We start from the raw sequence: 21042 nt of genomic DNA, 5'->3' as shown, positions 1-21042 counted from the left end.
CTGGACCACCGACATCGGTCGTTGCCACGCCGGGGTGTCGCGATCGCGCGCCGGGATCGGGCGGCGCCCGAACGCTCAACCGCGGTGTTATGCCCAGAGCAGAACGGACGAAACATTCCGGTGCGGTCCCGCCGCATCCGACATAGGCTGTCCGCATGCTTCTGCGGCACGCGATCGGCTCGGTGCTCCGCCGGATCAGGACGGAGCAGGGGACGACGCTGCGCGAGCTCTCCGCGAGTTCGCGCGTCTCCGTCCCCTACCTCTCGGAGATCGAACGCGGCCGCAAGGAGGCGTCGTCGGAGATCCTCGCCGCGCTCTGCCGGGTGCTCGGCGTCAGCGAGGGCGAGCTCCTGACCCGCGTGGCGGCGGAGTTCGGCGTCGGGCAGGTGCTCAGCCTGGTGCCCGAACACACGGCCGAACGGCCGCTCGTCACGACGACCGAGCTGGCGCCCGCGGCGGCGGCTGCGACCGGAAACCAGCCCCCGGTGGTGGCTCTGGCCGCGTGAGCGTGGGCCCCGCGCCGGCTGGGCGGCCGCTGATTTCGTGTGCGGGCGCGCGGCGGCTATTCTTGTCTGGCGCCTTCGGTCACGAGAACACTGGTGGTCGGGAGCGCCCTGGCGAGTTACCCAAGCGGCCAAAGGGATCTGACTGTAAATCAGCTGTCTACGACTTCGGGGGTTCGAATCCCTCACTCGCCACCATCGAAACCCCCGGCTCCGGCCGGGGGTTTTCTCGTCGGGTCGCGGCGTGACGATCGTCGGAAACTGGTGCCGAAATCTCCGACGCAACGCTCTGTAGCGGGAGTTTCGGCGCGATCGGTGGGGGATCTCCGACGGAGGGAACGAAAACTCCGACGATCGGCTCGCGGCCTCGTCGGCGGTGCACGGGTCTGACAGGCTGGAGGCATGACCTCCAACGCCGAGCTGCTCGAGATCGCCGCCACCGTCGCCCGCCGGGCGGCCGCCTTCGCGCTGCAGCGGCGGCGCGACGGGGTCGAGATCGCGGCCTCGAAGTCGTCGCTCAGCGACATCGTGACGCGGGCGGACCGGGAGACGGAGAAGCTGATCCGGGATGCGCTCGCCGCCTCGCGCCCGCGCGACGGCTTCCTCGGCGAGGAGTCCGGCGACAGCAGCAGCCAGAGCGGACTGACCTGGGTGGTCGACCCGATCGACGGCACGGTCAACTACTTCTACGGCATCCCGGCCTGGGCGGTCAGCATCGCGGTCGTCGAGGGCGACCCCGACCCGAGCACGTGGCGCGCACTCGCCGGCGCCGTCGTCAACCCGGTCACCAAGGAGGTCTTCACCGCCTCGGCCGGGGGAGGCGCGCGCCTCAACGGGGAGCGCATCCACGTGACGGAGGGGGTGGACCTGCCGCTCGCGCTCGTCGGGACCGGGTTCGGCTACGACGCGGAGGTGCGCCGCCGTCAGGCGTCTCTCGTCGCCGACCTGATCGGCGAGGTGCGCGACATCCGGCGCATCGGCGCCGCGTCGCTCGACCTGTGCTCCGTAGCCGCCGGCCGGCTCGACGGCTACTTCGAGCGCGGCCTGAACCCGTGGGACCACGCGGCGGGAGGCCTCATCGCCGAGGAGGCCGGCGCGCGCGTCGCCGGGATCGGCGGCGGCCCGGCGGACCGCCGCCTGCTCGTGGCGGCCGCGCCGGGCCTGTTCGACCAGCTCCACCCGCGGGTCGAGCCGTTCTACGCCGGGTGGGAGTGACCTTCCGGACTCAGACGAGCCAGGCGGTGGTGTCGCGGGGCAGCATCCGCCCGTCCAGCTCGCCGCTCGCCAGCAGCACCTCGCCCTCGGGCAGCTCGACCGGCTCCGTGCCGAAGTTGACGACGACCGTCACGTCGCCCGACCGGAAGGCGAGGGTGTTCCCGCCCAGGTCGATCCACTCGGGGGCGCCGAAGGCGAGGTCGTGGCGACCGCGCAGCGCCAGCGCCTGCTGGTACATGCTGAGCGTGGACCCGGGGACGCCCTCCTGCGACGACCGCGTGTACTCCGCCCAGACGGCGGGCTGGGGCAGCCAGCTGGCCGAGCCGGGCCCGAAGCCGTACGAAGCCTCATCGCCCTCCCACGGGATGGGGACGCGGCAGCCGTCGCGACCGTAACGCTCGCCGTTGGTGCGGAACCAGGTGGGGTCCTGGCGGGCGTCGTCCGGCAGGTCGATCGCCTCGGGGAGGCCGAGCTCCTCGCCCTGGTAGAGGTAGGCCGATCCCGGCAGAGCGAGCATGAGTGCCGTGGCCGCGCGGGCGCGGTGCAGCGCGAACGCCGGGTCCGGGAGGCCCTGGGTCTTCGGGCCGATGCCGTGGCCCTGCAGGTTCTCGCCCTCCAGCGCCAGGCGGGTGGCGTGGCGGACGACGTCGTGGTTCGAGAGCACCCAGGTGCTCGGGGCGCCGACACTGCTGAACGCCGCGATCGAGCGGTCGATCACGCTGCGCAGCGCCGCCGCATCCCACGGGGTCTCGAGGTAGGCGAAGTTGAAGGTCTGCTGCATCTCGTCGGGACGCACCCAGCGGGCCAGCTTGTCGAGCGGCTCCACCCAGGCCTCGCCGCACAGCACGCGGTCGCCCTCGTACTCCTCGAGCACCTTGTGCCAGTCGCGGTAGATCGCGTGGACGCCGTCCTGCGCGAAGTACGGCGGCGTCGGCGGTTCGTTCTGAGCGTGCGCCGCGATCTCCGGCTCCAGGGCGATGCCGCCCATGCTGCCCATGTTGGCGGGCGGCGTGTAGTCGGGGAGGCCGGCCTCCTTCACCATGCCGTGCGCCACATCCACCCGGAAGCCGTCGACGCCGCGGTCCAGCCAGAAGCGCAGGATGCCGCGGAACTGCTCCCAGACCCAGGGGTTCTCCCAGTCGAGGTCGGGCTGCGACTTGTCGAAGAGGTGCAGGTACCACTGGCCGGGGGTGCCGTCCGGCTCGGTGATTCGCGTCCAGGCGCCGCCGCCGAAGATGGACTCCCAGTTGTTCGGCGGCAGTTCGCCGTTCTCGCCCTTGCCGTCGCGGAAGATGTACCGCGCGCGCTCCGGGCTGCCGGGAGCGGCCTTCAGCGCCTCCTGGAACCAGACGTGATCGCTGGATGAGTGGTTCGGGACGATGTCGATGATGACCCGCAGGCCCAGGCTGTGCGCCTCCGTCAGCATCCGGTCGAAGTCGTCCAGGGTGCCGAAGCGCGGGTCCACGTCGCGGTAGTCGGAGACGTCGTAGCCCGCGTCGCGCTGCGGCGACCGCTGGAACGGCGACAGCCAGACGGCGTCGACACCGAGATCGCGGAGCGCGGGGAGGCGGCGGGTGATGCCCGGGAGGTCGCCCATCCCGTCGCCGTCGGAGTCGGCGAAGGAGCGGGGGTACACCTGGTAGATCACGGCGGAGCGCCACCACTCGCGGCCGGGGGCCGAGGGGCTGAGCGCGGAAGCGGTGTTCGGGGCGGATGCGGCGATGGTGGTCACCTCGTGTTCGTATCGGTTGGTGGTCAGGGGTGGACGGCGGTGCTGGAACGGACGATCAGGTCGGCGGCCGCGGTGTGGCTGACAGGCTCCGGCGCAGGGGCCCCGCCGGGCCGGCGGGCGCCCTCCAATGCGGCGAGGAGGAGCTCGGCGGCGCGCTCGCCCTGCCGGACCGGATGCTGCGCCACGGTGCTCAGGCCGAAGAACTCGGAGAGCGGATGGTCGTCGATCCCGATCACGGAGACATCGCGCGGCACCGAGAGGCCGAGGTCGCGGGCGGCCAGGATGGCGCCGATCGCCATCTCGTCGGACGCCGCGAAGATGGCCGTCGGGCGGTCGTGCGGCGTGCCGAGCAGCTGCTTCGCGGCCTCGTAGCCGCCGGGGAGGGTGAAGTCGGCGGCGCGGTGCAGGCGCTCGTCGACGGGAAGGCCCGCTTCGCGCAGCGCCTGCTCGTAGCCGAGGCGGCGGCTGGTCGGGATGTGGAAGTCGAGGTCGAACTCGTGGGAGGCGCCGATGTGGGCGATGCGGCGGTGGCCCAGCGACACCAGGTGGTCGGTCGCGAGGTGGGCGACGGCCACGTCGTCGATCGTGACGGTGCTGACGCCGGCGAGCGGTCCGCCGACGCCGACCAGGGGCTTGCCGAGCGCGAGCAGGCGGCCCGCCTCCTCCTCGGAGAGCTCCAGGGAGACGGTGAAGGCGGCATCCACCCGGTTGCGGAGCAGGTGGTGGTCGAAGACGCGGCGGCGCTCGCCGCCGTCGCCGCCCAGGTTGTAGAGGGTGAGGTCGTAGCCCTCGCGGAGCAGCACGCGCTCGGCGCCCTCGATGACCGAGGTGAAGAACCAGCGGTTGAGGTGCGGCACGACGGCGCCGATGTTGCGCGTGCGGCCGGAGGCCAGGCTCGACGCGTCCGACGAGACGACGTAGCCGAGGTCGGACGCCGCGCGAACCACGCGTGCACGGGTGGTCTGCGAGACGGGCCCGTTGCCGCTCAGCGCGCGCGAGACGGTGGCCGTGGAGACGCCGGCGAGACGCGCGACGTCGTCGATGCCGGCCATCCCACCTCCTGGAGTCCTTCGCTTCGGTCTGCGTCGCCTGCGGTGGAAGCGCTTGCGACCGCCGATGCCCGCGACACGCGCGGGCACAGGGGGAGTATAGCGACTGGGGTGGAAGCGGTTGCAGTCCGTGACGGACGGCGCCGGGTCAGCGCCAGTGCGACGGCCGGGAGACCGTCTCCGGCAGGCGGGTCCGTGCGTCGCCGGTCGCAGCGTTCACCTGCACCTGGGTGAGGTAGATCGCCTCGCGCAGATCCGCGCCGTCGAGGCGGGCATCGCGCAGGTCGGCGCCGATGAGCTCGGCCCGGGCGAGGTCGGCGTCGCGGAGGTCCGCGGCGATCAGCAGCGCGCCGCGCAGTTCGGCCCCGCGAAGGTCGGCGCCGCGCAGGTCGGCTCCGAGGAGGTCGGCGACGGGGCGGATGCGGGTGCGGGCGACGCGACGGGGGCCGGCGCCGATCGGGCCGGACTCGCGGGCGAGCCGTGCCGCCTCCCGGAGCAGCTGGGCGGTGGGGGCACGCAGCTCCTCGATGTCGGCGGCCAGGATGGTCTCGGGATCGGCGTCCGCGAGGTCGCGCACGTCGCCGCGCGCCTGCCGGAGAGCCGGGTGCAGCCGTGCCGCGGCGGGGAGCGCGAGCGCGTCCTCCAGGTACCAGAGCAGTTCGTGCAGCTGCCGCATGACCGGGAAGACGCCGAACATCGTCGCCCTGGTGTCCGCGTCGTCGCGCCAGCTCGCGCCACCCACGGTGTGCTGCGTCACCTGCTGTCCGGCGCCGAAGCAGTCGAAGACGGTGCACCCGCGGAAGCCGCGCTCGCGCAGCTCGGGGTGGATGCGGCAGCGATCGTCATCGGCCAGGTTGACGCAGGGATCGCCGGCCGCCTTGTCGATGGCGAAGTCGGCGGATCGCGCGAAGGCCAGTGCCACACAGCACAGGCCGACGCACTGCGAGCAGTCGGCCCGGAGCGCGTCGCGTGAATCGTGGACGATCGTCACCCGTCCACAGTACGTGCCCAGCGTCACCTTTCCACATCTTCAGGAACACCCGGAATAGCCCCCGGACGACCGCGTTAGCGTGGAATGACCGACTCAACGAAGGAGACTCGCATATGACTGCATCCCGCCGCACGATCGGCTCATCCGACCTCGAGGTCTTCCCGCTCTCGCTCGGGGGCAACGTCTTCGGCTGGACGGCCGACCGCCAGACCTCGTTCGACGTCCTGGATGCGTACACGGCCGCCGGCGGCAACTTCGTCGACACGGCGGACGGCTACTCGGCATGGGTGCCGGGCAACACGGGTGGCGACTCGGAGCGCATCCTAGGCGAGTGGTTCGACGCCCGAGGCAACCGCGACCAGGTCGTCCTCGCCACCAAGGTCAGCCAGCACCCCGACTTCAAGGGCCTCGCGCCCGACAACATCCGCCGAGCCGCTGACGCGTCGCTCGAGCGCCTCAAGTCCGACTACATCGACCTCTACTACGCGCACTTCGACGACGAGTCGGTGCCGCTGGAGGAGACGGTCGCCGCCCTGTCGGGCCTGGTCGACACGGGCAAGGTGCGCTACATCGGCATCTCCAACTACTCGCCGGAGCGCATCGAGGAGTGGTTCCGCATCACCGAGCGCGAGGGCCTGCACCGCGCGGTGGCGCTGCAGCCGCACTACAACCTGGTGGAGCGCGCCTACGAGACGTCGTACCGCCCGATCGCCGAGCGCGAGGGCCTCGGCGTCATGCCGTACTTCGCCCTGGCGGCCGGCTTCCTGACCGGCAAGTACCGCGACGGCGTCACGGTGGACAGCCCGCGCGCGGGCGGCGCCGCCAAGTACCTGGACGAGACCGGCCGCTCCGTGCTGGCCGCCCTCGACGACGTGGCGGCCGCGCACGACGCCTCCGTGGCGTCGGTCGCACTCGCCTGGCTGGCCGCCCAGCCCACCATCACCGCCCCGATCGCGAGCGCCCGCACCACCGACCAGCTGCCCGACCTGCTGGCCTCCGTCGACCTCCGTTTGACGGACGACGAGCTCGCCTCCCTCGACGGCGCCTCGGAGGCCGCGAAGGCGGCCTGACCCTGGGGCGGAGCCGGGTCCGTCATGGTTCGGAGCACGTCGCCGCAGATGGTATCCTCGTACGGTTGCCGAAAGCGGCCGGACCTCGTGCCGGCACCGGCTCCGCCCCCTTAGCTCATTGGTAGAGCACTTCCTTGGTAAGGAAGAGGTAGTGGGTCCGATTCCCACAGGGGGCTCCGTCTCCCGTCTCGCGACATGTCGCCGGACAGGGGATGCCACGGCGGGGTAGCTCAGGTGGTTAGAGCACACGGCTCATAATCGTGGTGTCGCGGGTTCGAGTCCCGCCCTCGCTACAAAACCCCCGGAATCTCAACGGTTCCGGGGGCTTTTTCGTCTCCGCGGAGGGCGCTCCCCGCATAAACCCCGCACATTCATTTCGCTCCCACGACCTTGTTGAGCGCTGCTGCGGCCCGTGCGCCGCCGGTGTTCTTGGCCATGTAAACGTCCTGGGTGAGAGAGGGATTCTCATGCCCGAGGTACTCGGCGATCTCGCGCGCAGTCATCCCAGCCTGGTCTAGGGCGGTTGCGACCGTCTTCCTGAAGCTGTGACTGGTGACCTCAGGAAAGCCGAGCCGTTCCCGTGCGTCGCGCCAGTCGCGGGAAGTGTTGCGAGGGTCGCGGATCTTGCCCCGGATCGTCGGGAAAATTAGGTCATGCGCGTTGGCCACCTTGAACTCGGCCTGGCGACGACGCAGCAGCTCGACGAGGGAGTCAGCGATAGCGATGGTCCGAGTGCCAGCCGCGGTCTTGGCATGGTTCTGGATGATCACCCCTTTACCGTGCGCTCGGACAACGTTCGCCTTGATCGTCAGCAGGCGGGCATCTAGATCGACGGCATCCCAGGAGACTGCCAGTACTTCGCCGAGCCGGCAGCCGGTGCTGGCGAGGAAGAAGATCACATCGACTTGGTCGAGTTGACGAAGGCGTTCGTCGTTCTTGACCGCGTTGAGAAGCGCCGGAAGCTCGTCCAGCGTGATCGCCGCAGCACCCTCACGCGCACGCTTGATGTGGCCGATCTCGCGCACGGGATTTGTGCGCACGAGGTCTGAGCGCGCGGCAAGACCCATCATTCCGGACAGGACGGCTCGGCATGCTTTGGCGGCCCCTGGGCCGTTCGCGGAGCTCACGCTAGTGATGAAACGGTCGAGTCGTTCGGTGGTGGCTTCCGAAACGGCGAGCGAGCCGATCCTCGGGCGGATTAGGTGTTCGATCGTCTGACGGTACGTGTCCACCGTGCGGGGAGCTCGATCTGCTTTGCTTTCCAGGAAGGCGTCCGCGAGGGCAGAGAGAGTGGTCTCTCGTTTGAGACTCTTGCCGGTGCTGGGCTCGACGGCGGTGAGGGCGCGCTGAAGTGAGTTGCGCGCCTTCGCCCTTGTGGAGCCGAATCGCTCGATCTGTCGAAGGACGCCATCGTCGAAGCGGTATCGCGTCCGGGCGCGCCACTTCCCGTCCTCGATCTGCGCCACCGAGACGTTGCCATAGCTTCCGATCGGCGTTCTCGGGCGAACCATGTTGCACTCCTTCCGACTGCTGGATGCGCCGGCGTTCGCTCGGGTGCTGCCTGTGCGCTCAGGCTGACCGCCTAAACTCCGGCCGGTTCGCTAGCGATTCCGATAAGCCCGGCGCTCTCAAGCAAGCCGCTCACCCGGGCCGCCTCCCGGGTAATGCGGTCGATCCGCTCGTCGATTTCGGCGCTCGAGGCCGAGAGTTCCGGGTCGCCGGACGTCAGGTGGACGTCGCGGACGATGCGGAGCCGGTCGACCTCCCGGCGCAGTGTTCCCAGCTCCCGCAATGACGTCAGGATGTCGATGTCGAACCGTTCGGCGGCCAGGCCAGGAACGTAAGAACTTGCGGCTGTCGCGGAAAGCCAGCAATCGAACTCGGCGGCCGTCATGCCATTGAAGTCGTCACTGAGGTTGGGCAGGTCCAGTTCGGTGTTCGGTCGGCCGATCGGGGCGAGGAGCATGGTTGGCGGAACGCCGAGGGCACGTGCGATGTTGAGGAGCTGGCTGACGCTGATGTCAGCCTTTCGCCCGGACTCGATGTTCTCCAGGATCGCGGCGGTCACGTTGCCGCCGGGGATCGCGTCGGCCAGGTCCCGAGTGGTGCGGAAGCCCCGCTGTCGTCGGGCGTGCTTGATGCGAGCACCCACGCTGGTTTCCGATCGAAAGTCCGTCATTTCGACAGAATAGCCCTGAAACTCTTGTCAAAGCAACAGATAGTCGCTATTGTCGCCGTGACAAGCAACTGATCCCTCAGTTGTCGAATCGGAGGTGATCGAAATGACGGGGGACTTCATCCAGCCCGCGGAGGTGACTGAATTGACCGGCCTCTCCATCGCGGCGCTAGCTCAGCTGCGCCATCGCGGGCAGGGGCCACGGTTCTATAAGCCGACGCCGCGGACGGTGCTGTACAAGCGCGAGGAGGTGATCGCATGGCTGGAGGCGAGCGCGCAGACCGCGACGACGGCGTACGCGTAAGCCTGCCGACGACCCAGCCGGCTGGCGTCATTCAGGACTTCGTCGACGGCTACCTGGTGCCGGTCGATCCGATGAATGACCTGCAGTGCGAAAGCTGTCAGTAGAACCCGCCGTCCACCTCGGCGTGGCACGTCGGAGCAACCCCCGAATGGGGGTAGCGTCCGGCACCAAATGGAGCGGCCGATCCTTACCCTCTTCACCGTGACGCGCGACTCACAGACCGAGTCCGGGCGGCGGTGAGGCATCGTGGCTGAGACTCCGGAACCGCAGAGTCCGCCTCGCCACTCCATCTCCCAATCCGGGCACGCCGCCCACCTGAATTCCCGGCGTGATCCCGGCTCACCACCCTCACTCATTCCGGGCTGCCGCACACTCATGCGCGCCGGCGCCCCGCACTAACGGGTCCTCAGACCCGAACCCGATCCTTCACACAAGCCACCTCGGCACAAGGAAGGTAGTGATCTCGTGGCTGAAGGAATCCAACTCCGCACGCGTGCCGATGCCCGACTGACGGAGCTGCTCAGCGAAGTAGACACACTGCTGCCGTATGTCCGCTTTCAACTGCGCGGCTGGCCGAACGAGGTCGACGCAGTGCTACAGCTGGCCCGGGAGACGGTCTGGCACCGAAGCTCTCGGTACGACCCTGAACGCGGCTCACCCCACGCGTTCGTGTTCGGCATCACCCGCCACGTCGTACTTCGAGAGGTCGCGCGGAAGCACGTCGTCATGGACGAGGTTCCGATCGACGTCGAGTCCGATACGGACATTGACCCCCTGGATGCGCTGATCCGTCGATTCGACGCGCACCGCTGGATGGTGCTGGTCGCCGACTTCGTCGGTCCATCCGACTGGCACGTGATGAGCGACCTGAGCTTGGCCAACGGCGACGTCGACCGGGTGGCGCACGCCCATCAGATGTCCAAACGGGGTCTCCGCTCGGTGCACGACCGCGTGTGCCAGACCGCCCGAACCGTACTCGCCGCCCTGGCAGCCGCAGACGCCGGGCTACCGCTGACCGGGTCCGTCATCGTGTCTTGCATCCCTGAGATCGGTGGCTTCCGGGAGGTCGCCGAGATGATCGGCGAGGACGCCACCACCATCGCCGCCACCCTGCAGATCCACCCCGGCTCGGCGCGGGCTCGGATTGCGACCGCGAAGCGGCTGCTGATGATCGCCCGGATCGTCCTCGAGCAGGAGGCCGCTGAATGATCGGCGCTGGGGCGGCGGCAGTTCATGGGGTAACGCATCCGAAGAGGATTTCGAACCTGCTGATCGTTGCCGCCATGATCGTGCTGGTCGTTCCTGTCGCGCTCGTGGCCGTTCCGGTGTCGCTGGTGCTCGCGATGGGCGCGAGCGGTTTCGGTGGAGGTGGGGGAGCGTGCGGTGGATCCGCCCCGTCCGTGGAGGCCGGCCGGAACGTGGACGGGTACGGGCCGGAGCAGTTGAAGATCGCAGCAACGATCATCAGCGTCGGCCAGCAGATGAGCGTGCCCCCGCATGGCCAGACTCTCGCGTTGATGGTTGCGATGGGCGAGTCCGGGCTGCGAAACCTCGATCACGGGGACGCCGTCGACAACACCACTATCGGCGTCTTCCAGCAGGGCGCCAGCTACGGCACCCCAGCGCAGCGAATGGACCCGGGGACTGCAGCAGCCGCGTTCTACACACGCATGTTGCACGTCCCGGACTGGCAGACGCTCGCTCCAACGCTCGTCGCGCACACGGTTCAGATCAACGCCGACCCCAACCACTACGCCCCGTTCTGGACGTCGGCGGAGCACGTCTTGGTGGCTCTGACCGGCGCGAGTGCGGGCACCTGTCAGGTGCCACCGGACGCCCGCGCCGCCGCCCTGGTCTTGGTCGGTGCGATCCAGGCGAAGAAGCTGAACTTCCTCGAGCCCCGCTACCAGCAGCAGGTCATCAACATGGCCGACGGGACCGCAACCCGCGACTGCACGATCGACCCGCACGTCCTCCAGCTGATCGTCGTCGCCGTCCAGACCTTCCAACAGGTCGGCGTCAGCGACCTCAACCGCCGCTGCACCGGCATGACCCCCGGCGCAGGAACCAAGTCGGCGCACTGGAAGGGCAAAGCGGTGGACTTCTACGCGATCAACCGGCAGTCCCTCACGGGTGCCGACGCCCTCTCGGTCCAGCTGATTCACGTGCTGGACCCGTATGCCCCCCGCGGGTCATCGGCCGGGCAAAGCGACTGCCGCGCCCGCGCCCACATGTCGCTGGGTGTCTTGGCGAATATCACCAGCGACTTCCCCGATACCTGCAACCACCAACACATCCAGGTGCCCTGACCAACGAAGTCCGGAAGGTGCGCGCCAAAAGCTGTGCCGAACCGGAAGTTCTAAGTGAAGGCGCACACGAAACCGAGGTGAATCGAGATGAACAAGAGGCTGGTCGCGATTGCGGCTCTCTTCCCGTTCCTTGCTCTGACGGGCTGCGCAGCAAGTGCTCCAGCCCCAAAGCCCTCGTTCGCGACCGTCGCGCCGGCCACACCGACCGCGACTCCGTCCACTGACGTGACTCCCGCAGCTGACGGCATCGTTGACACCGTCTACGTGCAGGTCTTCCCCGCGAAGACTTCCACGGCGAAGCACGGCTGCCGGTGCACCCTTCCGGATTCGAACCAGGAACTTTTCCCGATGGGGACGCCTGTCATCTTCGTGAAGTTCACGATGACCGGCGAATGGAAACCCTCGCAGGGAAACCAGACCTACCAGGACGTCACCGGCACCACGCTCAAGGGGACCCAGTTCGACGGTCGCCCTGAACCTGCCGTCCTGGACACCGCCGATGGACCCGCCGCCGCCAAGGCCGCTGGGCTCGCGTGGCTGCCGAGCGGGCTCTTCCACGGAAAGTCGACCTGGACGATCCCGAACGACAAAGAGCGCTCCTTCGCCGCCGCGTGGTACCTCCCGCCCGGCGTCGACCGGCTTCTCCTCACCATGAACGTCCCCTCCGAGGGGCAGCCCTTGCATCTGACCGTGCCGCTGCCCACGTCCGCGGCGGACGCAGCCAACGTGAGTGGGGAGTAGCCGCGTGAACCTCCTGCTGAACGTGCTCGGCCTCCTGCTCGTCGTCGGCATCACACTCCTCGGAATCGTCGTTTCCGGGCTGTTGGCGGCGAGACGAATGACCGAGACCGAAGAACCCGTGTCGAGAACAGATCCCGCCGAAAGGAAAACCCAATCATGAACGCACTCAACGAAGCGCTCGTCACCGCGCACGCTCGATCGGTCAATGTGCTGACGGTAAACAACCCGTCACCCGACTTCTCCGGCCCGGGCGTGAGCGCCCTCCAGTCGATCGCGAACGTCGTGTTCGCCATCGTGCTCACCCTCGGCGTGATCGGCGGCCTGATCGCAGCCGGGTTCATCGTCGTCGGCCACATCTCAAGCAACGGACGAGTCCAAAAGATGGGCATCGTCGGGGTGGTGAGCTGCGTCGCCGGGGTCGCCGTCGCCGCCGGAATCGCAGGACTGATCAACTGGGGCCAGTCACTTCACGTGGCGTGACATCATGCTCGCCATTGCTGCTGCTGCTGCTCCGCCGGACCCGTTCTCTCCGAACTACGGCTGCTTTATGGCCGATTTCGGCTGCCAAGCCTCACAAACCGTCGCCCAGTTCATGGGTTCTACGATCCGAAACCTTGGCGACTTCATCGCCACCATGATTGCCGGCTCGTTCAACACCAACATCGACCAGAGCAGCTGGGAGATCGCCCATTCGCAGTTCCTCTTCTGGATCGCCGTCACGGCTCCTGTCATTCTCATCGTCGCGCTCGTGCAGATCGGGATCGCGATGATTTTGCAGGACTGGGCACGGATTGGGCGCACCGCCGCCGGCGCTGCCCTCGCCATCCCGTTCTCGGCCATCTGTGTGTGGGGGATGCAGACGGCATCGGGAGTCACCGACGCCGTGACCACCAGCCTCACCTCCACCGTCCAAGGCGGCGACCTCAGCAAAGGGCTCCTTCGGGTGGTGGGGCTCCTGGACGTCACAAGGCAAGCGCCCAACGCGGTCATGCACAACGCCCAATTCACCCAAGGTGGCGTCATCTTCACCATCGCCACCCAAGGTGCCCAAGGTCCTGCCTCGGTCGGGGAGTACGTGATGGCCTTGCTCGTAGTCGGGCTGATGATGATCGCCTCGCTCTTCCTCTTCATCGCCATGTCGATCCGCGAATTCGGGCTCCTGGCCCTGGCGGCGATGGCCCCGGTGGGGCTCATGATGATCGGCCAGCCCAAGCTCACCGCGTGGGCACAACGATGGATGAACCTGACCATCGGCCTGCTGATCGCCAAACCACTCGCCGCCGGCGTCGTGCTCCTCGCCGTGGAGCTGACAAAGGCGAGTCTCAGCATCGGGGTCATCCTCGTCGCTGCCGGGGCCGTGATCGCCGCCTCGTTTTCCCCGTTGTGGGCGACGAAGCTCGTGTCCTTCGCCGGCGCCGAAGTCGGCACAGCTCTTCACCATCGGTTCTCGGTGCGCGACCAGTTCTCGCGCGTGAACACCGCCGCCGCTCCGGTCCGCTCGGCCGCGCGGGTCATCAAGGTTGGGAGATAACTCATGACCACCTTCATCGCCGACCCGATCCTCACCGACGAGGGCGCACCCCGGGTCCGCTTCGCCGCCCGGGAACGACGAGGGATCTTTCTTGGCCTCACCTTCCTCCAACTCGTCGTCATCGGCGCCGCCGTCGCCATCTTGCTGGCAACGCTGTTCATCAACCCCAACGCGTTCTGGGTGATGCTCCCGCTCGTTGCTCTGGTGGTGTTCTTCGCGCTCGCCTCCTACCGGCGTGAGCCCGTGCTCGTCATCGCCGCACAGGCCGCCCGCTACGCCTACCGCAGCCTCACCGGCCAGACCGCCTTCCGCCGCGACGTCTGGCTCCGGGTGACCATGGCATCCCTGAACGTCGGCCAAGCCCAGGTGGCCGCAGTGGCACCCGTCGTCACCTCCAAGTTCCTGCTTCCCGGAGCGCTCGGCGACGTCCAGGTGATCCAGATCCCGGGCGCCGGCGGATTCATCTACAACGCCCGCGGCCGACTCGCATCCGTCACTGTACGAGTCGGCTCCAGAGCGTGGGCGCTGCGGGACAAGGGCACCCAAGAGGCCGCCTACGACGGCTTCGTCGAATGGCTCAGTTCGCTGGAGAACCTGCCTGGTGTGCGGGAGACCACGATCCGGATCCGAGTTGACCGTGCGTCGTCGACGCAGCTGAAGGACTACCTCGTCGCCCGCGAGGATGAGTTTGGCCCGCAGGTGAGCGTGGAGCTGCGCGAGCAGTATTGGGCGCTGACGAAGGCGGCGGCGAAGCGATCGATGGGGTTCACCAACTACATCACTCTGACCTTCGACACCGCCGCCCTCAATGGCGCCATCCGCGACGCTGGCAAGGGTCTCACTGGTCTGGCGGCGGTTCTCAAGGAACGCGTCGCGGGTATCGAGACTTCGATGGAGCACGCCCGGCTCACTCCGGCCGGCTGGCTCACCGCTGACGAGCTCGACGAGTTGAACGCGCTGTCCGCGGATCCGGTCGCTGCAGCGACGCGGCGCGAGCAGGACTCCGAGATCGTCTCGGCGCCATCGCCGGTGATGGGGATCGACGAGGGCTGGGATTCGATGCGGGTCGACGAGTCCTGGCATCAGACGTTCTGGGTCGCTGAATGGCCGCGCACCGACGTCCGCACCGGCTTCCTTGAACCGCTGCTCTACGCCGGGGATGCCACGCGGGTGATTACGCTCCAGGTCCGACCGGTGGCCACGCACAAGGCACTGGCCCAGCTGAACCGTGCCCAGTCCGACATGGAGACCGCCGCGACCATCCGGATGAAGCTGTCCTCCCGGATCCCGCTCACCCACCTCCGCGAGGAGGAAGACCTCGCTGTGCGGGAGCACGACCTCGTCGACGGGTTCGGCGATGTCCAATACCGCGGCTTCGTCACCATCTCCGCCGAGTCTAAGGACGCGCTCACGAAAGCGCGCACGGACATCGAGCAGGCCTCGCACCCCGCCCGCCTCGTCCTTGCATCGATGTCCGGTCAGCAGGCCGCGGGGTTCGTGACCGCGGCGCTGCCGGTGCCGCTGGAAGGGGAATGAGATGAAGCAGTCAGCAGTCATCGGCCGCATCCCCGCGAACGAAAAGCCCGGCGCCAACGACCGCCACCGCCAGACCGCCCTGGCGGACAAGACCTCGAGCTGGAAGCTCCAGTCGGCGGAGTTGCCGGCGTCGAAGATGCCGGCCTGGGGCTGGAAGCAGGCGCACAACCTGCGTGGCCCACTGCGCGCCACTCCGCCCGCACACCGCTGCTCCTCGAAGGTCCTAGGCGGGGCGTATCCATTCCTGGCTGAGACCGGAGACATCCTGACGGGGGCGTACATCGGAGAGAACCTCCTCTCGCGGGCGCCATTTTGCTTCGACCCGTGGGACGCCTACTCGGCCGAGGCGGTCCGGTCTCACTCGGTCGCGATCCTCGGGGTGAAGGGGACCGGGAAGTCGATGCTGGCCAAGTCCTGGTCATCGCGGCTTGCGAGACTGGGCCGGAAGATTGCCGTGCCGCACGACCCGAACGGGGAGTGGGTGCGCGTTGCCGCCTACGTCGGCGGCACCTCCATCTCCGTCGGCCCCGGCAAGGCCGCCCGCATCAACCTGCTCGACGAGGGCCCGCGGGATGCGTCGTTCTCGGATGAGGACTGGAACCAGAATGTCCTCCAGTACCGGCGGGCGACGGTGAAGACGATCATCCGCCGCCTCCGCGAGGGTGGAAACCTGGAACCGGTCGAGCACACCGCCCTCGACGTCGCCCTGGATGCGCTCCGAGGCCAGTCCACCGTCACCATCACGCACGTCTACGACCGTCTGGTTGAACCCGACCAAACCCAGCCTCTCGAGGTGGTTGAAGCCGGCCACCGGCTCGCGCACTCGCTGCGCCGGATGGTGTCTGGCGACCTCACGGGGTTCTTCGACGGACCCTCCACCGTCCGCTTCGACGCCGACGCTCCGATGATGGTCGTCGACACCTCCGCACTGAAAGGAGCCTCGCCCGAAGCACAGGCGTTGGCCCGGCTGGCGACCGCGAACTGGATCCGCCGCTCCTCCCTCGGTGCCAACCGCCAGGCCCGGGTGATCATCCATGAAGAGGCCGCGGTCGAGCTGCTCAACGACGTCTCCGGCGGCGACGGTCTCGCCGACCGGGTCGAGGACGAGAAGGTGGCCCGCCATCTCGGCACTTCTAATTGGTACCTCTTGCACCGGGTCGCCGACCTCGACGCTCTGGGCGACCGCAACAGCGCCCTCCACTCTCGCGCCCTTGGACTGCTCGCGGACTGCGAGACCCGGATCTCGTACGCGCAGCACTCGGGGGAGATTGCCCGGTCGCGGGAGATTCTGGGCTGGAATGACACCCAAGCCGACCTGGTCCGCAAGCTGCATAAGGGCGAAGGGCTCTGGCAGATCGGCCAGGACCGGGTCGCCAAGGTCCGCAACATCTGCACCGACTACGAACTCGGCATCTTCCGCACCGACGCGATGGGCGGCGAACGAGCATGAGACCCCACGGCTCCTCGTGGACGCATGTTGCCCTCTACAGCCTGTTCGCGATCGTCGTCGCGGGCGTATTAGCTACCGGCGTCGCGAGCGCGACCATCACCACGACTTGTGACGGTGGCGGCCAGCCGGGGAGTGTCTTCGCTGGCCTGCAACTGGCAATAAGCGGCGATCCAAGCGGGTTCGCCCTAGTGCCCGGATGCACGGCTCCCGTGACATTGATCCGCGTCCTGGATCTGCTTGCTGTCTTCCTTCTTCTCAGCGCGATTGCAGTCGCAGTGATCTGGTGGCTTCGTTACCGGCAGTCCGACCGGTACTTCATCCGCGATCTCCGGGGGCGTGACGGGCTCGCCAAGCCCGGCGAAGTCCGCAAGTACACCTCCGCGCGCAAAGCCCTACACCGCGCCAAAATCCTTCGCCCGTCGCTAATCGATCCGTCGCCGGCTTCCGCGGGGTGGAAGGTCGGTAGCGCCCGTGGGCAGGACGTCTACGTGTCGATCGAGGACTCGATCGTCGTGGAGGGTGCGCCCCGTTCCGGTAAGGGCTACCGGTTCATCATCAACGCGATCCTCGACTGGGACGGCCCCCTGATCACCACCTCGACGCGCAACGACAACCTCTCCGTCACGATGCGTGAACGCGCTCGGGTCGGCGAGGTTACCGTGTTTGACCCTCAAGAGCTCACGGGTATTCGCTCCGGACTTCGAATTTCGCCGGTGGCTGGATGTGAGGATCCGCTCGTTGCGGACCAGCGCGGTCAGGCGATCATTGCCGGCACCGCCCTCGGCGCGTCCAAGACCAACCAGGAATGGGCGCAGGTGTCCTCCAACGTGCTGTCCCGGCTGCTGCACGCCGCCGCCGTCTCGGGCCGCGGCACGGACGCGCTGGCGCGGTGGGGATCCAACCCAAGGATCGCGCGTGAAGCCGTCAGCGTGCTCGCCAACCAAGGAACGCCAGGCTGGTCCGAGGACCTGGACGCGATCATCAACGGCGACGAGAAGCTCCTGGCCAACACCTGGTTCGGCGTCTTCGGCGCCCTCCGCCCGCTGTCCATCCCGGCGATCCGGAGCGCTATGACGCCTGGGCCGGGGGAGCAGTTCGACCTCGACGCGTTCCTCGCCGGACCCAACAGCCTCTACCTCGTCGGCACCGGCGCTGGCGCAGGCTCGGTCGGCGGTTTCCTCGGCGCGGTCCTCGACGACATCGTTGAGACCGCACGCCGCAAAGCGCTCGCCTCACCCGGCTCCCGCCTCGACCTCCCACTGGCGGTGATTCTCGATGAGATCGCGAACATGTTCTCCTGGCCGGCACTGCCGCGGATCATGGCCGATGGCGGCGGCATCGGCATCTCGACCATCGTCGTCCTCCAAGCCCTCTCCCAAGCAGAGACCGCGTGGTCCCGGTCCGAGGCCGACACGATCTGGTCCGCCGCCACTGCCAAGCTCCTGCTCGGTGGCGCGTCCGACGTTGACCACCTCCGCGACATCGAATCTCTCCTCGGGACGCGGCGGATCCGAAGCACCGGGCACTCCTACAACGACAACGGGTCATCCACGAACGTACAGAACGAGAAGGTGCCCGTGATGACACTCGACGAGATCCGCCGCATGCCCGAAACCGTCGGACTTCTCGCATACCGGAACCGTCGCGGAATCCTCCTCGACCTGCGCGGCTGGAACGACCGCGACGACGCCCGTCAGGTCAGCGCGGACAAAAGGCTCACCGAAATCGACCAGCAGGTCGTCTTTGCCGAACAGTATCAAGCCGCGCTGGACCGCCGAGGAACAGCGGGAGAGGGACATTGATGTCCAACCGTCGCCGCCCCTCCCGAGACAACACCTACCGCGTCCGATACCTACACTCGCTGGCCTGGTTCGCCCGCCGCGACCGCTGGTTCCTCGATGAAGAACACCGCAACGGCACCATCCGCTGCGCCCTCTGCCTAGGCGCCGGTAGCTCCCGCTCACTCGAACTGCACCACCTCGACTACCGCGGCGTCACCCAGACCCCGCATGGCTGGACCGCCCACGAGCGCCACGAGGACCTGACTGCGCTGCACTCGCGCTGCCACGAGTACGTGCACCAGCTAATCGAACGCGACCGCGCGCTCTCCGGGTTCGTTTCCCGCCGTACCGCCTCCGTCCAAGCGATCGCTCGGCTACAGGCCAAGATCGCGCACTACATAGAAGCTTCCCTGGAGCAGCAATGAGCGATGACATCCCTCTCGACGACCTCGTCGCTTCCCTCGCCGAGGGCTGGGGAGACCAAGCACCCCGGCAGAGTCCGGGGATGCTCGGCATCCGCGTCGTCAACTGGCGCACCCTGGAAGAAGAAGACGCCCCGCAGGTTTGGACCGACCTCCGGAGTTGGGTGGTCTGGTTCACCCACCGCTACAACATCGCAACACGGAAGATCCCGCCTTGCTGGTTCAAGCACGGCGCCCTCGTCGAGGAACTCTCCGCCCTCCACACCGCCTGGCTGGTCTCCTACGACAGCCTCGACGCAGGCTACGGACCCATCGGCTGGCACGAACGTCTCGCCGTCGCCCTTCCCAGGCTGGCGACTTGGTACAACGGCGAATGCCACAACGGCCACACCGAACTCACACAAACCGGCGACGACGCCCTCCCGGCGGAATGGGCCGACTGGATCCGCCACAGTCACGCCATTTCGTAGCTGGTGACGGTGCCAAAATGCGCGCCGTCTGCGCGCATTTTGCGGCTTCGAATCGGAAGTTCTAAGTGAGAGCGACCCGATCATGTGGGCGCCAGAGGAAAGGAAAGAACCATGAGCACACGAGTCCCGATCAGCATCGAAGGCAACCTCGTCGCCGACCCCGACTACGGTGAGTCACAGAACGGCACCAAGTTCGCCAAGTTCACCGTCGCCGTCACCGACCGCAAGCTCGAAGACGGCAAGTGGGTCGACGGGGACACCCAGTACCACCGCACCACCGTCTTCGGCCGCACCGCCGAGAACGTCCGCGCCAGCCTCGCCAAGGGCGACACCGTCATCGTCAACGGCAATCTCGAGTTCCGCCACTGGACCGACCAGGCCACCGGCGAACCCCGAGCCGCCACCGAAGTCGTCGCCGACAGCGTCGGCCCCTCGCTCCGCTACACCACCGCAGAGGTCACCCGCCGCGCCCCAAAAGCTGACGGCCCGGACGTATCCGCGACCGGGCCGGCCGTTACTCCCGGGGCTGAGCGCAGCAGCGCTTCACTCAGCTGACTGGAGTGGGAGGGGAGGCCGGTTTCGGCCTCCCCTGAATTTTGCCCAGTGGCTTCTGTCGTAGCCGCGCGGCCAAGCGTGAAGGGTGCATTCATCGCCTGTAAACTCGCGCCCAGAAAGGTCCGGGTGTATGGGGGAGACTGCGGCAGCGAATGCAATCGTGGCAGCCAACGCGACCATAGGTAGTGTTGGAGTCGGCAAGCGACTATTGGTGCCGGATCGACGAGCAGCAGCTCAGATGATCGCCATAATTTTCCTTGGCCAGGCATCGCACGCCGCAGAAATAATCAAGGCGACTGGGGTCGCGGTGGCACCCCTTCCTACGGTCGAGGCGCTCATCGATGAAGCGATTGCGGCTCTAACGGTGACCGGATCCACTAAGGAGCAGCGCGACGCCCTCACGTATCACCGCGACGGTCTCGTCTTCGAGTGCATCGTGTGGATGGCTGGTTGGGCGGAGTCGCATCCAAGACGACTTAGCCTCAGCCCACATCTGTCCGCGACGACTCAAGGTTTGGACGGCCTACTGATCGACTGGGATGCCGCCACGTCTCAGATCGAACTAGTCACCATCGTCGAAGCCAAATGTAGTGAAAACCCGCGTGATACCTTCAGGGACAAGGTTATTCCAGCGTTTCTTGACCACGAAGCGGGGAATCGAACTAGGCAGGTTCTTGCAACGGCGGCAGAGCTACTTCAACAGCTCGGCCTTGACGGAACCCAAGCAACGCTGGCGGCTCAGCGGGTTATCGGTCCAGACAATCGGGCGTATGCGGCGAGCTTGGCTGTCGAGCAGAGCCATGACACCGACCGACGTCGCACGAATCTCTTCAAAGGGTATGACGCCATCAAACGCGTGCCGGCGGGGCGCCGAATCGGAGAGGTCTTGGTTGTGGATGACGACCTGCGGAAGTGGTTCGCGGACGTGTCCGCATTGGCGATCGAGTATCTCGAGCAGATGAGATCGCCAGTCGAAGGCGGCGTGTCTTCGAATGTTTGACCCTGAAACAACGACGCTGCTTCAGTCCGCTCCCTCTGTGGAGGGTTTGCCGAGCGCTTCGCTGCCGTCAGAACTGGCGCGACTATATTCGGAACTCACCGCTCACCGCCTCGCCCTGTCAGAAGGCACACCTCGTTCAAACTTGGGTGCGTGGGACCTCGGCGCCGTGGCGGACTGCTATGAGCTAATAGCTCTTACCTCGTCGGA

22 protein-coding genes and 3 tRNA genes are annotated in these 21042 nt (G+C 67.4%); 20 read left to right on the top strand and 5 right to left on the bottom strand.

Annotation, left to right across the window (positions count from 1 at the left end):
* Positions 1 to 155: 155 nt before the first annotated feature.
* The 3 genes from ACTJI1_RS11825 (at position 156) to ACTJI1_RS11815 (ending at position 1718) form a co-directional block, all read left to right on the top strand.
* Positions 156 to 506, top strand: a complete 351-nt coding sequence (locus ACTJI1_RS11825; RefSeq protein ID WP_440742799.1) for a helix-turn-helix domain-containing protein — start codon at positions 156 to 158, stop codon at positions 504 to 506.
* Positions 507 to 616: 110 nt separating this feature from the next.
* Positions 617 to 701: transfer RNA gene (locus tag ACTJI1_RS11820), tRNA-Tyr, on the top strand.
* Between the two features lie 204 nt (positions 702 to 905).
* Positions 906 to 1718 carry an inositol monophosphatase family protein gene (locus ACTJI1_RS11815; protein WP_440742798.1) on the top strand — a complete coding sequence of 271 codons (813 nt, stop codon included), beginning with the start codon at positions 906 to 908 and terminating at the stop codon, positions 1716 to 1718.
* 10 nt (positions 1719 to 1728) lie between these two features.
* On the opposite strand, the gene ACTJI1_RS11810 is transcribed toward ACTJI1_RS11815, so the two are convergent.
* The 3 genes from ACTJI1_RS11810 to ACTJI1_RS11800 all read right to left on the bottom strand — a co-directional run bounded on the left by ACTJI1_RS11810 (position 1729) and on the right by ACTJI1_RS11800 (position 5490).
* Positions 1729 to 3450 carry a glycoside hydrolase family 13 protein gene (locus ACTJI1_RS11810; RefSeq protein WP_440742797.1) on the bottom strand — a complete coding sequence of 574 codons (1722 nt, stop codon included), beginning with the start codon at positions 3448 to 3450 and terminating at the stop codon, positions 1729 to 1731.
* A gap of 23 nt (positions 3451 to 3473) precedes the next feature.
* Entirely contained in the window at positions 3474 to 4502 is a 1029-nt protein-coding gene (locus ACTJI1_RS11805) for a LacI family DNA-binding transcriptional regulator (protein WP_440742796.1), read from the bottom strand.
* Positions 4503 to 4647: 145 nt separating this feature from the next.
* On the bottom strand, positions 4648 to 5490 hold the full coding sequence (locus tag ACTJI1_RS11800; RefSeq protein ID WP_440742795.1) for a pentapeptide repeat-containing protein: 843 nt from the start codon (positions 5488 to 5490) through the stop codon (positions 4648 to 4650).
* Between the two features lie 113 nt (positions 5491 to 5603).
* On the opposite strand from ACTJI1_RS11800, the gene ACTJI1_RS11795 reads away from it, so the two are divergent.
* The 3 genes from ACTJI1_RS11795 to ACTJI1_RS11785 all read left to right on the top strand — a co-directional run bounded on the left by ACTJI1_RS11795 (position 5604) and on the right by ACTJI1_RS11785 (position 6853).
* Positions 5604 to 6560, top strand: coding sequence for an aldo/keto reductase (locus ACTJI1_RS11795; protein WP_440742794.1), 957 nt, complete (start codon positions 5604 to 5606; stop codon positions 6558 to 6560).
* A gap of 104 nt (positions 6561 to 6664) precedes the next feature.
* Positions 6665 to 6736: transfer RNA gene (locus ACTJI1_RS11790), tRNA-Thr, on the top strand.
* A 43-nt stretch (positions 6737 to 6779) separates the two neighbouring features.
* A tRNA-Met gene (locus tag ACTJI1_RS11785) sits at positions 6780 to 6853 on the top strand.
* 78 nt (positions 6854 to 6931) lie between these two features.
* Here ACTJI1_RS11785 and ACTJI1_RS11780 read toward each other — a convergent pair.
* Positions 6932 to 8071, bottom strand: coding sequence for a site-specific integrase (locus ACTJI1_RS11780; RefSeq protein ID WP_440742793.1), 1140 nt, complete (start codon positions 8069 to 8071; stop codon positions 6932 to 6934).
* Between the two features lie 71 nt (positions 8072 to 8142).
* Positions 8143 to 8739 carry a helix-turn-helix domain-containing protein gene (locus ACTJI1_RS11775; protein WP_440742792.1) on the bottom strand — a complete coding sequence of 199 codons (597 nt, stop codon included), beginning with the start codon at positions 8737 to 8739 and terminating at the stop codon, positions 8143 to 8145.
* A gap of 103 nt (positions 8740 to 8842) precedes the next feature.
* Between ACTJI1_RS11775 and ACTJI1_RS11770 the strand changes: the two genes are divergently transcribed.
* The 14 genes from ACTJI1_RS11770 (at position 8843) to ACTJI1_RS11705 (ending at position 20835) form a co-directional block, all read left to right on the top strand.
* Positions 8843 to 9040, top strand: coding sequence for a helix-turn-helix transcriptional regulator (locus tag ACTJI1_RS11770; RefSeq protein ID WP_051087285.1), 198 nt, complete (start codon positions 8843 to 8845; stop codon positions 9038 to 9040).
* 465 nt (positions 9041 to 9505) lie between these two features.
* Positions 9506 to 10249 (top strand): hypothetical protein, encoded by a 744-nt coding sequence (locus tag ACTJI1_RS11765; RefSeq protein WP_440742791.1) that lies wholly within the window; start codon positions 9506 to 9508, stop codon positions 10247 to 10249.
* A complete protein-coding gene (locus ACTJI1_RS11760; protein WP_440742790.1) occupies positions 10246 to 11349 on the top strand; it encodes a hypothetical protein in 1104 nt (367 codons plus the stop codon). The genes ACTJI1_RS11765 and ACTJI1_RS11760 overlap by 4 nt, the downstream gene beginning before the upstream one ends.
* An 87-nt stretch (positions 11350 to 11436) precedes the next feature.
* Positions 11437 to 12090 (top strand): hypothetical protein, encoded by a 654-nt coding sequence (locus ACTJI1_RS11755; protein ID WP_440742789.1) that lies wholly within the window; start codon positions 11437 to 11439, stop codon positions 12088 to 12090.
* A 4-nt stretch (positions 12091 to 12094) separates the two neighbouring features.
* A complete protein-coding gene (locus ACTJI1_RS11750) occupies positions 12095 to 12250 on the top strand; it encodes a hypothetical protein (RefSeq protein WP_440742788.1) in 156 nt (51 codons plus the stop codon).
* Positions 12247 to 12570: a hypothetical protein gene (locus tag ACTJI1_RS11745; RefSeq protein ID WP_440742787.1), complete on the top strand. Its 324-nt coding sequence runs from the start codon at positions 12247 to 12249 to the stop codon at positions 12568 to 12570. The genes ACTJI1_RS11750 and ACTJI1_RS11745 overlap by 4 nt, the downstream gene beginning before the upstream one ends.
* 4 nt (positions 12571 to 12574) lie before the next feature.
* Positions 12575 to 13621 (top strand): hypothetical protein, encoded by a 1047-nt coding sequence (locus ACTJI1_RS11740; RefSeq protein ID WP_440742786.1) that lies wholly within the window; start codon positions 12575 to 12577, stop codon positions 13619 to 13621.
* Between the two features lie 3 nt (positions 13622 to 13624).
* The gene (locus tag ACTJI1_RS11735) at positions 13625 to 15157 is read left to right on the top strand and encodes an SCO6880 family protein (RefSeq protein WP_440742785.1); all 1533 of its coding nucleotides are present in this window, start codon (positions 13625 to 13627) and stop codon (positions 15155 to 15157) included.
* A 1-nt stretch (position 15158) separates the two neighbouring features.
* The gene (locus ACTJI1_RS11730) at positions 15159 to 16607 is read left to right on the top strand and encodes a hypothetical protein (RefSeq protein WP_440742784.1); all 1449 of its coding nucleotides are present in this window, start codon (positions 15159 to 15161) and stop codon (positions 16605 to 16607) included.
* Entirely contained in the window at positions 16604 to 18409 is a 1806-nt protein-coding gene (locus ACTJI1_RS11725) for a type IV secretory system conjugative DNA transfer family protein (RefSeq protein ID WP_440742783.1), read from the top strand. Before ACTJI1_RS11730 ends, ACTJI1_RS11725 begins: the two co-directional genes overlap by 4 nt.
* Positions 18409 to 18813: a hypothetical protein gene (locus ACTJI1_RS11720; RefSeq protein ID WP_440742782.1), complete on the top strand. Its 405-nt coding sequence runs from the start codon at positions 18409 to 18411 to the stop codon at positions 18811 to 18813. Before ACTJI1_RS11725 ends, ACTJI1_RS11720 begins: the two co-directional genes overlap by 1 nt.
* Complete coding sequence (locus tag ACTJI1_RS11715) at positions 18810 to 19280, top strand: hypothetical protein (protein ID WP_440742781.1); 471 nt, start codon at positions 18810 to 18812, stop codon at positions 19278 to 19280. Before ACTJI1_RS11720 ends, ACTJI1_RS11715 begins: the two co-directional genes overlap by 4 nt.
* A 111-nt stretch (positions 19281 to 19391) precedes the next feature.
* The gene (locus ACTJI1_RS11710; protein ID WP_440742780.1) at positions 19392 to 19835 is read left to right on the top strand and encodes a single-stranded DNA-binding protein; all 444 of its coding nucleotides are present in this window, start codon (positions 19392 to 19394) and stop codon (positions 19833 to 19835) included.
* Between the two features lie 160 nt (positions 19836 to 19995).
* Positions 19996 to 20835 carry a hypothetical protein gene (locus tag ACTJI1_RS11705; protein ID WP_440742779.1) on the top strand — a complete coding sequence of 280 codons (840 nt, stop codon included), beginning with the start codon at positions 19996 to 19998 and terminating at the stop codon, positions 20833 to 20835.
* Positions 20836 to 21042: the final 207 nt, after the last annotated feature.

This window comes from Leifsonia sp. 22587, from assembly GCF_052044215.1.
Taxonomy (GTDB): domain Bacteria; phylum Actinomycetota; class Actinomycetes; order Actinomycetales; family Microbacteriaceae; genus Leifsonia; species Leifsonia shinshuensis_C.
Note: the sequence above shows the minus strand (reverse complement) of the source record. Positions and strands in the feature narration are given on the sequence as shown.